Origin of the sequence: Sutcliffiella sp. NPDC057660, assembly GCF_042800035.1 — a bacterium.
GTDB lineage: Bacteria > Bacillota > Bacilli > Bacillales > Bacillaceae_I > Sutcliffiella_A.
Genome location: NZ_JBHVHV010000008.1, coordinates 161,392 through 173,805 on the forward strand (window position 1 = coordinate 161,392; position 12,414 = coordinate 173,805).

The 12,414-nt window shown below is 42.2% G+C and carries 10 protein-coding genes and 1 pseudogene; 6 read left to right on the forward strand and 5 right to left on the reverse strand.

Annotated features, from left to right (window positions below; genetic code table 11):
- Positions 1-40: 40 nt before the first annotated feature.
- From lsrB to ACFVAD_RS11050, 4 genes and pseudogenes are all read right to left on the reverse strand, one after another.
- The gene (gene lsrB / locus ACFVAD_RS11035) at positions 41-1,081 is read right to left on the reverse strand and encodes an autoinducer 2 ABC transporter substrate-binding protein LsrB (protein WP_386639480.1); all 1,041 of its coding nucleotides are present in this window, start codon (positions 1,079-1,081) and stop codon (positions 41-43) included.
- A gap of 12 nt (positions 1,082-1,093) precedes the next feature.
- Positions 1,094-2,089 (reverse strand): ABC transporter permease, encoded by a 996-nt coding sequence (locus ACFVAD_RS11040; protein WP_483887609.1) that lies wholly within the window; start codon positions 2,087-2,089, stop codon positions 1,094-1,096.
- A 109-nt stretch (positions 2,090-2,198) separates the two neighbouring features.
- A pseudogene (locus ACFVAD_RS11045) lies at positions 2,199-3,122 on the reverse strand (ABC transporter permease subunit); the annotation flags it as partial.
- On the reverse strand, positions 3,119-4,627 hold the full coding sequence (locus ACFVAD_RS11050) for a sugar ABC transporter ATP-binding protein (protein WP_386639485.1): 1,509 nt from the start codon (positions 4,625-4,627) through the stop codon (positions 3,119-3,121). The gene ACFVAD_RS11050 and the pseudogene ACFVAD_RS11045, both read right to left, overlap by 4 nt.
- 264 nt (positions 4,628-4,891) lie before the next feature.
- On the opposite strand from ACFVAD_RS11050, the gene ACFVAD_RS11055 reads away from it, so the two are divergent.
- From ACFVAD_RS11055 to lsrF, 4 genes are read left to right on the forward strand one after another with little or no spacing between them, the layout of a single operon-like run.
- Positions 4,892-5,836, forward strand: coding sequence for a sugar-binding transcriptional regulator (locus ACFVAD_RS11055; protein ID WP_386639487.1), 945 nt, complete (start codon positions 4,892-4,894; stop codon positions 5,834-5,836).
- Position 5,837: 1 nt separating this feature from the next.
- Positions 5,838-7,397 (forward strand): autoinducer-2 kinase, encoded by a 1,560-nt coding sequence (lsrK, locus tag ACFVAD_RS11060; RefSeq protein ID WP_386639489.1) that lies wholly within the window; start codon positions 5,838-5,840, stop codon positions 7,395-7,397.
- 24 nt (positions 7,398-7,421) lie between these two features.
- Positions 7,422-7,775, forward strand: coding sequence for a cupin domain-containing protein (locus tag ACFVAD_RS11065; RefSeq protein ID WP_386639491.1), 354 nt, complete (start codon positions 7,422-7,424; stop codon positions 7,773-7,775).
- Between the two features lie 22 nt (positions 7,776-7,797).
- Positions 7,798-8,586 (forward strand): 3-hydroxy-5-phosphonooxypentane-2,4-dione thiolase, encoded by a 789-nt coding sequence (lsrF, locus tag ACFVAD_RS11070; protein ID WP_386639493.1) that lies wholly within the window; start codon positions 7,798-7,800, stop codon positions 8,584-8,586.
- Positions 8,587-8,644: 58 nt separating this feature from the next.
- Here lsrF and ACFVAD_RS11075 read toward each other — a convergent pair whose 3' ends face one another.
- Positions 8,645-9,976, reverse strand: coding sequence for an SGNH/GDSL hydrolase family protein (locus ACFVAD_RS11075; RefSeq protein ID WP_386639495.1), 1,332 nt, complete (start codon positions 9,974-9,976; stop codon positions 8,645-8,647).
- A gap of 361 nt (positions 9,977-10,337) precedes the next feature.
- On the opposite strand from ACFVAD_RS11075, the gene ACFVAD_RS11080 reads away from it, so the two are divergent.
- Both ACFVAD_RS11080 and ACFVAD_RS11085 read left to right on the forward strand, forming a co-directional pair.
- Positions 10,338-12,080: a carbon starvation CstA family protein gene (locus ACFVAD_RS11080; protein ID WP_386639497.1), complete on the forward strand. Its 1,743-nt coding sequence runs from the start codon at positions 10,338-10,340 to the stop codon at positions 12,078-12,080.
- A 65-nt stretch (positions 12,081-12,145) separates the two neighbouring features.
- On the forward strand, positions 12,146-12,409 hold the full coding sequence (locus ACFVAD_RS11085) for a cory-CC-star protein (protein ID WP_386639500.1): 264 nt from the start codon (positions 12,146-12,148) through the stop codon (positions 12,407-12,409).
- Positions 12,410-12,414 lie beyond the last annotated feature (5 nt).

The following is a 12,414-nucleotide window of genomic DNA, read 5'->3' on the forward strand; positions in this document are numbered from 1 at the left end:
GGTCGCGAAAACTACTCGCAGACCGTCCCTATTATAATTTTTAGAAATCATAATCATCGATATTTTCTTTCGTGAAGACCACACGCTCCGGAAGAAGAATGATTCCGCTATCTTCCGCTTCATAATCATACCCCTGGATGGAGTTAGGCTCAATTTTCACTTTTCCGATATCCGGAACTTCAAATTCGTCTCCAACCTTCAGCTCTTTGCCTTCCACTGTCATAAGATAGGCCACATAAGCTGCTAAAGCACCTTGCTTTTTCACGTCCCACAGACCGAATTGCTTGACCGTATCACGCTTTACATAGTCTCTCATAACATTTGGTGTAGAGAATCCTGTGATGACAACTTCGCCGTCCTTGCCAAGATTCTCTGCTGCCTGAGCCATGGCAGGGAGGGCGGTTGCGTCAGGACAGATGATGGCATCTATATCCTGATAGGTTTGAAGAATGCTTTCCCCAACGGATAATGATTTTTGGGCATCATTTTCCCCGAACTGGGTGGTCACAATTTCCCAGCCAGGATAGTCTGCTGCAATGATTTCCTTCGCTTTCGTTACCCATTGATTTTGGTCGGTAACGGTTGGGCTGGAATAGAAGAACGCCACTTTTCCTGTATCCCCAATCTGGTCAGAAGTCATTTTAATCAGCAATTCTGCCAGTTGTTCCGGTGTTCCTTGGTTAATATAGAAGGATCGGTCCTCTGGATTTACATCGGAATCCCATGTCAAAATTTTCACATCTTTATCCTTTGCTCTTTTTAACGCCTGGCTCAAACCATCAACAGACACGGAAGAGATCATCAAGGCATCATAACCCTGATTCACGAAATTGTTGATGTATTGAACCTGGCCTGCTACAGTCGCTTCACTTGGACCATCATATTTCAATTCCACTTCCAGAGAATCAGCCATTTCTTTTGCCCCTTGCCCCCCGGATGTGAAGAATCCTACTCCTGTGAGCTTAGGAATGAAGGCAAGTTTCACATCCTCTTTGCTTTTCTCATCACTGTTGCATGCCATCAGGAAGCTGCCTAAAACTAGAATAATAATGAATATACCGACTAATTTAATTCGCGACATGTGATATCCCCCTTATTTCTTATCTAGAAGATGCTTATTTTTATTGATCCTTGTGAATAGAAGATTCAGTGACTGCCAATTGGAGTATTTCAAAATGACAGCAATAATCAAGATGGTGCCTATCACAACACTGATGTATGAACTCGATAGCCCAAGCATCTGGAGACCATATTGCATGATTCCGATGAAAATACAGGCAATCGCTGTCCCTAAAACACTTCCTTTTCCGCCGAAAATGCTCGTTCCTCCCAGTACAACCGCTGTAATTACAGGCAGGACCGCTTCAGAACCAAGATCAGATCTGGCAGAGCTGAAATAGGATGTTAAGATGATTCCCCCAATACCACCTCCAAGGCCGGATAGCATATACGTACTCATGACCGTCCATTTGATAGGAATGCCACTGTACCGTGAAGCTTTTATATTGATCCCCACCAGGAACACGTTTCTTCCATAACGTGTGAAATGGAGTAGAATCCCAAAGAATACAACGCTTCCGATAATCAGCCAGATCGGATTCGGCAGGTTCAGAAATTGACCGTTCGCGATATCCACAAAGGAGGAAGGAAAACCGCTGATGCCTTCATAACCTGAGGCACTCGATCCACCAGAGATCACGAGACCTACTCCTGAAAACAAAAACATGCCACCTAATGTTACAACCAAAGGCTGAACATTGGAAAAAGCAACTAAACTCCCATTTATTCCGCCTGCAATGCCCGCAATAAGAAGTGCCAGCAGGAGGGCAATCCAGATGGAGATTCCGTTCATCCATAGAACACCAAGAAGGATGGAAGTGAGACCCATGATGGATCCGATAGAGACATCAATGCCACCAGTAATTATGACAAATGTCAATGGTATGGCAGCAAGCGCGATATAGGCAAAGTCATTCATGCTATATAAAAGATTATTAAATTGCAGGAAACCGGGAGAGAGCATTCCGAACAAGAAACATTCAACTATTATGAGCAAGAGAAGAATGCCCTCCCACTTACGTAAGATCATTAAGCTCTTTTTCAGAATCACCACCCCCATTGATTATGGATTTGTCTGCTAATCTTTTATGGTGTTCCCGCTTTTTTAAGCTCTGACTTTTAATGAAGGATTGAAATTTCGAGTCGCCAATGACAATCAATAAAAGCAATAAACCAAAAATGGCATTGTTCCAGTATGCAGGTATTTTTAAATAGATTAAGGAATTTGTAATCGTTGTCAGAAATAGTGCACCAAGCCCAGCACCAAGGACGGTTCCTAACCCACCGGTTAAACTGACACCTCCAAGAACAGCAGCTGCAATAACCTGCAGCTCTATGCCTGTTCCAGTTTGATTGGGAACAAATCCGATATTCATAACAAATATCAAACCGGCTATTGCAGCAGACACTCCTGAAAGTATGAATGCCAAAACGGTTACTTTCTGTACAGGAATACCTACCAGACTCGCGCCATCCTTGTTATCTCCAACCGCAAAGAAGTATCGGCCAAATCGAGATTTAGTAAGCCAGAGATGCGCGAGCACCAACAGAAGTAGGACAATCCAGACAGAGAGGTTGATTCCCATGAGCTTTAGATTTGCCAACTTTTTATAGTAGTTCGGGATATTTTCAATCCACATGCCTTTGGTATAGATCAGCATGATTCCTCTGATTACACCAAGCATCCCAAGAGTCATAATGATCGAAGGAACCTTCAGATAGGATACCCCGATGCCATTCACCAATCCAACAAGACCACCGACTAAGAGAACTGCAGGTAGTACAATCCAAATACCCACACCTGAAGTTAAAAGAACCCCACAGACTGCAGCTGACAACCCCATGATGGATCCTACCGATACATCAATATTAGAGGTGAGCAGGACAAAAGACTGGCCAACTGCCAAAACTAGAAGAATGACACTTGCTTTTATTAACAGGGAGAATGAGTCCCTGGAAAAAAAATCTGAATTGATGCTGCTCACAAAGAGAATGTAAGCAAACAATAGTAAGACTAAGGAAAGCTCACGGGTCTTGAGTAAACGCAAGAAAAGTGCGCTCATTTGTGAATCACCTCACTGTTTACCCCAAATGCATATGCAGCGATCGTATCAGGTGAAAGCTCTGCTTTTTGTAGGGTTTTTACAAGCTTTCCTTCATAGAGGATGACGACCCTATCGCTAAGGCTGACGATTTCCTCGATGTCAGAGGAAATGAGAAGAACCGCCAACCCCTGCTGACTCAATAGATGGATAATATGGTAGATGTCTTTTCTGGCATTGGCATCAATTCCCCGGGTAGGTTCATCGAATATAATTAATTTGGGATCGGCAGCAAGGCATCTTGAAAGGACCACCTTTTGCTGATTTCCACCGGATAGGTCTTCCAAAATTTGAAGAGTGGAGGTAGTTTTTATTTTAAGTTTCGAGACATAATCCGACGCAAGGGAGCTTTCTGTACGAAATGGCAAAAATACTTTACTGAGGCGATGAAGAATGGTGGAGGATATATTGCTTTGAATAGTAGCGAGAGAGAAGATGCCATGTTTATGCCTGTCCTCAGGTACATAGATTAATCCTTTATCAATCCTTTTCCTTATGGGTATGTTACTGATTTCTTCATTATTAAAGTTGATAGTACCGCCTGAAGGATTGGATATTCCAGCAATGGCCTCCGCCAGTTCTGTCCGTCCAGCTCCAACCACTCCTGCAATTCCTAATATTTCGCCAGGTGAAAGAGAGAGGGAAACCTCTTCAAAACCTCGCCCTGTCAAGTTGGTGACCTCTAATATGCTGGATGCTTTGTGTCCTTCCGCGTACTTTTCGAAATGGCTCGCATTCGATATAGTTTCCGTATTTTCAGGGAGTAAACTGGCTAAAAGCCTTTCATACGTAAATTCTTTAACAAGACCTTGACCAGATATGACACCATCACGCAGGACGGAAATTTTATCTGCCATCCGAAAAATTTCACTGAAACGATGCGTGATATAGAATAAGCCGATTCCTTCCTTTTTCAACTGATTGATCGTGGTAAAAAGGGAGTCGATTTCACCAAAGGTAAGAGTGGAGGTAGGTTCGTCTAAAATTAAAATATCCGCTTCCCTGACAAGACCCCGAATGATCTCCACCAACTGTTTCTCCGCAATGGATAAAGACAGAGCTGTTTCGTGAAGGTTCAGCTTCCATCCCAGCTTTGAAGTAAGGTCTTTGATTTTGTTCTGCAATATGGATTTTTTCCCAGGGATACCTATGAGTATGTTCTCTTCAACCGTCATATTGGGGAAGATGAGCGGTTCCTGTGGCACAAGGTATATTCCATGTTGATGTGCTTCATGTGTGGACGAAAATTGTACCGTTTTCCCCTTCACGATAATCCTGCCGCTATCTGCTTTATATAAACCGGTAATTATTTTCATCAAAGTGGATTTTCCTGCTCCATTTCCACCCACAATGGCATGGACCTCTCCATGATCCAAGGACAAAGAAACTCCACTTAGTACTTGATTTCCTGAAAATTTTTTAGTTATTACTTCCACTTTCAAAAGTGGATCGGATTTGCCCGTCATTATTGCCTTCACCACCTTCATCGGGGTTAAAATGGAATTTAAACGCTTTCAATTGAACAAATAAAGCTGCACTCAAAATATGTTCAACTGTCTTTGCTTGCTTGTTATTTATTTACACAGCAGAGATATCATTTATTCCATCTACTTCATTATTTTTTCCGAAAGATTTTTTTCAGTTCTTTTATATATTCATGATGGATATATTGGTCATAAAGCACGAACATAAGTTTACATGGCGCACATTTGTTGAGGAGTGTACAGCAGATGATACAGGATAAGTTTACCGAAAACCTTCTAATAAAAGTTGCATGGTATTACTATAAGGACAATTTGACCCAAAACGAAATTGCTAAAACTTTGGAGATTTCACGTACAAAGGTGGTTAGACTGCTTGAGCGGGCCAGAATGGAGGGAGTTGTCCAGTTCCACATAAGAGGGATGGGAACGAATTGTTTAAGCATGGAGAAAGAATTCAAAGACGCTTTTTCATTGGCAAATGCCTTTATAATCCCGACACCACCGAATATGGAGGATTTAAGTGATAGTCTTTCAAGGGCAGCTTCACAATATTTGCACCATAAGCTCCAGCCGGATGACTTGATAGGACTCGGTTGGGGAAAAGCGGTCTCCCGTACCATCGATTATCTTACATTGGATCCCAACTTGAATGTATGTGTCGTCACATTGACAGGTGGGGTCAACTATTATCTCCATAATCGAAGTTCCACCGATAGAGGGATGGAGAAGTTCCATCATATTTCCATCATTCCGGCACCTTTCCTTGCTTCCTCGGAAGAGATGGCGGAAAGCTTCTTGTCGGAGCCTTCCATCAAGGAAATTCTGGAGCTTGGCACTCTATCCAAGTACATTTTGGTTGGGATAGGAGGGGTATCTCCCGACGCCACCATCATCCAGGAAGAGAAAATGACGCTGAATGAACTTACTTTTATCAAGCAGCAACATGCAGTCGGAGACATATTGGGACAGTTTTATGATCGGGAAGGAAAAGTGATTGCCCTTCCACACCATAAAAGATTAATAGGATTGAATATCAATAGATTGAAAGAAATGAACAATGTCCTTGCAGTTGCCGGAGGGGAGAAAAAGCTTGATGCCATTTATGGAGCTTTAAAGGGTGGCTATATTCATACATTAGTAACAGATGAAACGACTGCAAGGGCTTTAATGAATATGGAGGTGAACGTATAGCATGGAATACGTATTGGCCTTTGATGCAGGAACAGGAAGTATCAGAGCCGTCTTATTTGATCGTAATGGAAAACAAATAGGAGTGTCGCAAAAAGAATGGACCCATCTTTCGGAAGAGGATGTTCCTGGGTCGATGAACTTTGATACTGTTTACAATTGGAACCTGGTCATTCATTGCGTCAAGGAAGTGTTGCAGGAAACAGATATCCTTCCATCAGAAATTAAAGCGTTAAGTGCGACAAGTATGAGGGAAGGGTTTGTCTTGTACGACCGGAAAGGCCAGGAAATCTGGGCATGTGCAAATGTGGACGCAAGAGCTTGCGAAGAGGTTAATGACTTGAAATTATTGGATGAAAAGTTGGAGATGGAATTGTATGCCGAGTCGGGTCAGACTTTTGCGCTAGGTGCCATCCCGCGCCTGTTGTGGTTAAAAAGGCATAAACCTGAAATCTACGAAGCAACCACTTCTATAACGATGATCAACGATTGGATACTCTATAGATTGTCAGGCGTCCTTCAAGTGGATCCATCCAATGGTTGTACGAGTGGAATTTTTGATCTTGAGAAAAGGCAGTGGCAAAAACAAATATCTACAAGATGTGGAATCAAGGATACTTTCTTTCCAAAGGTACATGAAGCAGGAACAGTACTTGGGAAAATCACAAAGGAAGCAGCATCTCTTACTGGATTAAGCCCGGAAACACTGGTTGTTTCAGGTGGAGGAGATGCACAGATGGCTTCAGTGGGCGTAGGTGCCATTACGACAAACCAAACGGTCGTCTCCGGCGGGTCATTTTGGCAGCAAGAGGTGAACGTGGATAAACCTTATTTTGATCCAGAAGGCAGGCTTAGAGTAAATTGTCATGCAGTCGGTGGACAATGGCAATTGGAGGCTATCGCATTCTTCCCAGGGCTTGTTATGCGTTGGTTCCGGGATGCCTTTTGCGAGAAGGAATTGGAAGAGGCAAAAATAACCGGCAGGGATGCTTATGAGATATTGGAAGAGAAAGCCAAGCTTGTACCTGCTGGATCTAACGGGATCATTCCTATATTCTCCGATGTCATGAATTATATATCCTGGCGCCATGCAGCACCATCCTTTATTAACCTCAGTATCGATCCTCAAAAGACCGGAAAAATGGAAATGTTCAAATCACTCCAGGAAAACGCAGCACTCATCACTCTAGGAAACTTGAAGCTTATAGAAGAAGTAACCGGTCACTATCCGGAAGAAGTAATATTTGCAGGAGGAGCTTCCAAGGGGAGATTGTGGAGCCAGACTCTTGCGGATGTTCTGGGTGTCCCGGTAAAAGTGCCTGTCATAAAAGAAGCAGCAGCACTGGGTACAGCTTTATATGCAGCTATTGGAGCAGGAATCTATTCATCTATCAAGGAAGCAGTAGATCAAGTTGTCGTTTGGGAGAGAACCTTCCAGCCAAGGATGGCCAATCATCAAGAATATGCAGTAATCTATGGGAATTGGCGGAGGGTGTATGAAGCACAGCTGAAGCTTGCTGATAGTGGAGTAACAACACATATGTGGAAGGCACCAGGTTTATAGAGACGAGCGAAAGGAGTGGTAGACATGAAGAAGGTGAATGAAAATGATTTTGAGTACCGTTTTGGTGATAACGGACCCAAATATTTGACAAAGGGCCCGAATGTGGATCTCGGGGTTGTCGTACTGAAGCCTGGTCAGGATTTCCCCAATCATTATCATACGGAGTGCGAGGAGATATTTTACATTTTAGAAGGGAAGATTGATTTCTATATTAATAGTGAAAGGGTGGAAGCGAAACCGGGGGATATGATCCAATGCAGTCCCGGAGACTCCCATTATCTTATCAATCAATCAAGCAGTCTTTTTAAAGCTGTCTTCATCAAATCACCGCATATAGGAAAGAATGACTCAGTTGTCATCGATAAACCACAAATATAGATGTTAAAAGGAGTGAAGTGTTATGACATGGGGATTTAAAAACCGACTAAATAAAATACTTCCAAATGGAAGGGCAGTTATGCTTGCAATCGATCATGGATATTTTCTTGGGCCGATATCCGGTCTCGAAAAGCCGGGGGAAACTGTCAAGGACCTTCTGCCATATACGGATTCCCTATACTTAACCAGAGGTACACTAGCTGCATGCATACCTGAAGATACCGAAAAGCCGATGGTTCTTAGAGTTTCAGGCGGACCAACTGTATTGAATGATCTGTCTAACGAAACCATCGTCACATCCATGAAAGAGGCAGTCCGCCACAATGTGGTGGGAGTGGGGGTATCCGTATTTGTGGGATCGAAATACGAAACACAGACGATAACCAATCTCGCCCATGTGGTAAGTGAAGCACATGATTACGGTCTTCCTGTCCTGGGAATAACGGCAGTGGGTAAGGAGCTCGAAAAAAGGGATATCAGATTTTTGGCCCTTGCCTCCAGAGTGACGGCGGAAATGGGAGCCGATATTGTTAAAACCTATTATTGCGAGGATTTTGAAAAGGTGACGAGTAAGTGTCCTGTGCCCATTGTCATTGCTGGAGGACCGAAGTTCGATACGATAAAAGAAGCGTTGGAAATAACCTACAATGCCATGTGCCAAGGGGCAGCGGGAGTGGATATGGGCCGGAACATCTGGCAATCCGAGCAGCCCGAAGCAATGATTAAGGCCATTCATGCAATTGTCAAGAAGAATTACAATGTCAAGGAAGCGTTGGAGCTATATGAGTCTTCGGCAAATGTGAAGGCCTGACCTGAGAAGATGTGAATAATCAAAAGCCCCCATTTGATTTCAATTGGGGGCTACTGCTTTATTTATTCACTTTTCGACTTCTGACTCTCGAAGTCAGCATTACAGAAAAACCTACCACAAGCATTCCTGACCCCATCACTAGATAGTTATAAGAGTTTGTAGCTGTATTCGGAAGCTTATTACCATTTGACGGCTTTTTCGTTTCCTCTTTAACTGGTGGTTTTTCTTCTTTAGGTTCTTCTTTTACAGGAGGCTTTTCTTCTTCAACCGGTGGCTGTTCTTCTTCCACAGGGGGCTCCTCTTCCTCTACCGGCGGCTCTTCCTCTTCGACTGGCGGAGCTTTGATATTTTCAATTGTGAACTTCAAAAGGATAAATTCTTCATAGGATTCAACGTAGACAGTATAGGTTCCATTTTCCACAATTTCAAAAGAGAAGGTCTCCAAACTGATTTCATTGCCCTCACTGATGAAATTTTCCTTTGTCAAATCAGATCCTTTCAGCCACTTGAGTGCTGTAACCGAGTCATTTTTGTTGGTTTCGATAAAGACTTCAACTGGACCTTCTGTTTCTTCTTCATCAGAAACGAATAGTTCCGCTTCTAAGGATGGGACTTCTTCTTCAGGATAGAGAATAGCCAACTGTTGATCAGCCAATCCCGCGAGAACTTTGTGTCCATCCTGGTTAGGGTGAATGTCACCGGGAATGACTAGATTCATTTGATTTCCAGAAAAAGCGCTATAGGAATCTATAATATAGGTCTCTGGAATTGCTAGCATTGGATTAATGACCATTTGATTTACTGTCTTTGAAATCGTCTCGCCAAAAATATGTATGGAGCCAGCGAACGGATCTTGACTTGCAGCAAATGGGTTATAAATATTGTATAAAAAGATTGGGGCATCCGTCTGTTGACGAATTGTTTGAAGGATTACACCTAAATTATCCCCCAATTTTTGGGCTGCAACTGTAGCTTTTTGCATAAGTTCCAACTTCTTCGCTTCATCAATCGGAACACCAGAAGCTAATATCTTTGAAAATTCCACTGCTTGTAGTAAATCGTTACTTCCAATATTCAAAGTAATAAGATCCGCACTTTCCAGAGTCATTAATACTTGTTCATTCAAACCAGCCAAAAGGACATCTGACGTTAATCCAGGTTTACTCAGATTATGGACATTTGGATATCCAGCAGCAATTAAATTGGGAAAAGCTAAACTGGAAGGAACAGAGTTATCACCAGTCAAATTATATCCATATGGTATGGAATCACCCAATGCAACAATCGTTGGTGGTTCTTCCGAATTCCCCTCCGCAAACACAGAACTGGAAGCAAAAATATTAAATACTAGCAAAATAGCAAACAATAATGAAAAGCCATTAGTCTTCAACCATAGTCCTCCTTAAAAGTAAATTTTTTCATGAATCTATCATATTATAAGTTCTTTATATAGAATTAACAATATGAAAAAAAGGAATATTCTATCATTTTCATAAGAGAGTTTTCCTAGTATAGCTTCCTGTGTTATAAACCTTATTGCCTAAAAATATGGTTTGTGTAAATTAATTTTAGTAGAATATGAATTTCTCCAAACTTCAGACTTCATTCTCAATTAAGAATTATATTTTTGAAAATAGTACCTAATCCTAACTGCAGTTCCTATTAATTGAGAATTTTCTGAAATTATTATTGACAACGCTTTCATAGATTGGTTACGATTCTCTTGTATACATATTTAAGGGGGGATATGGGTGAATTCCATATGGTTGGCGATTATTGGAGTTTTTGTGTTTGCTGTGGGTTACCGTTATTATTCTAAGTTCATCGCAGAAAAGATTTATCGCTTAGATCCGAATTATGTTACACCTGCCCATCGATATGAGGATGGGGTGGACTTTGTACCAACAAAGAAAGTGGTTCTGTGGGGGCATCATTTTTCCTCGGTGGCAGGAGCTTCACCGATTCTTGGACCTGCCATTGCCGTGTACTGGGGATGGGGACCTGCGTTCCTATGGGTAGTTCTTGGCACTGTATTTGCTGCAGGAGTTCATGACTTTGGTACACTTGTCCTATCGGTTCGCAACAAAGGACAATCGATCGGTACTATTACTGATCGTCTCATTGGAAAGCGTGCGAAAATGCTGTTTCTTTTTATCATCTTGATTCTTGTGTTAATGGTAAACGCAGTATTTGCATGGGTCATTTCCAATCTTTTTATTAAATTTCCTGCATCAGTACTGCCAATCTTTATCGAAATTCCAATTGCAATTTGGATAGGTTATGCCGTGTATAAAAGAAAAGCAAAAATGCTTATTCCGTCTATCATTGCATTAGCAATTATGTATGGTACAGCTGTATTGACGAGTAAAGTACCAGCCTTACAGATTGATCTTGTACGCTATTTCGGCGGAGCGGACAACACTGTCATGTTTGGTCTGGATGCAGTATCCATGTCTTTCTTTGTATGGATTACCATTCTCCTTATCTATTGCTATTTTGCTTCCACTTTACCCGTCTGGAAGCTTTTACAGCCGCGTGATTACATTAACTCCCACCAATTAGTCGTAGGGCTGATCATGCTTTATGCAGGCTTGGTATTTTTACGTCCAGAGTTGACGGCACCGATGACAAATGAGGTAAGTGATGTTTCCTGGTTTCCGCTGCTCTTTATAACTATTGCTTGTGGAGCCATATCCGGATTCCATGGATTGGTTGCTTCCGGTACAACGTCCAAACAGTTGGACAAAGAGACTGATGCAAGGTTTGTTGGTTATCTCGGCTCAGTGGGGGAAGGGATCTTAGCCATAATTTCCATCATTGCTGTAGCTACCTTGTTTGCAAACGCAGCAGACTTCAGAGCGGCATATTCCGATTTCGGTGCTGCAAGCTTGGGTGGAATGGGAAACTTCATTAATGGAGCCTCCCAGCTTGCTACGGGAATATTCATCCCAGCAGACATTGCACGGACGATTGTTACTGTTATCGTAGTAAGTTTTGCTGCAACAAGCTTGGATACTTCTCTTAGATTGATGCGATATATCATCGCTGAAATTGGAAGCGAATACAACTTTAAACCACTAACGAATATGCATGTTGCTACCTCTGTAGCTGTAGTGTCCAGCGCTGCACTTGTACTTATTCCCAAGGGGCCGAATGGCTTTGGATCTGGTGGTTACCTGTTATGGCCTTTATTCGGAACAAGTAATCAACTGTTGGCAGGAATAAGCTTACTTCTGATATCCATATGGCTAAAAAGGCTGGGACGAAATTTCTTCTTCACCTTCGTACCAATGGTCTTCATCTTTGTGATGACCTTGTGGGCGATGATAAAACAAGTAGTTTTCCAATGGTCAGGCCTTGGAGATTCTGATGCTAATATGCTCTTGTTCATTCTTGGCGGAATAATACTGGCGTTTGTATTTTGGATCATTCTTGAGGCCTTCAAGGCATTTACAAGTAAAGAGCAGACACCACCAATCGATCCATCCATGTAAAAAGAATAAGAGGATGATCGTTTTTATGGATCATCCTCGTTTTCATTTCAGAAAGGAGCTTTTATATGGAAATCCTTGAACTGTTAAAAAAAGCGGCTTCTACCTATGATGAAATATTGCAGCAGCCCCATCGTACGGAAATAGCAAGGGAACTGCGTGATGAAGAAGATCTATTCACTCTATTATGTTTTTCAGAAATGCTGGGCCTCCCAAACCCTGCGTTTTACTTTACACTTGAGCTTTATCCTTTTGTCATTGAACGATTTCATGATTGGCACTTGCGAATGGGGATGGAAAAGTCACCATTGAACGGAATTCGATGCTGCTAGGAGGA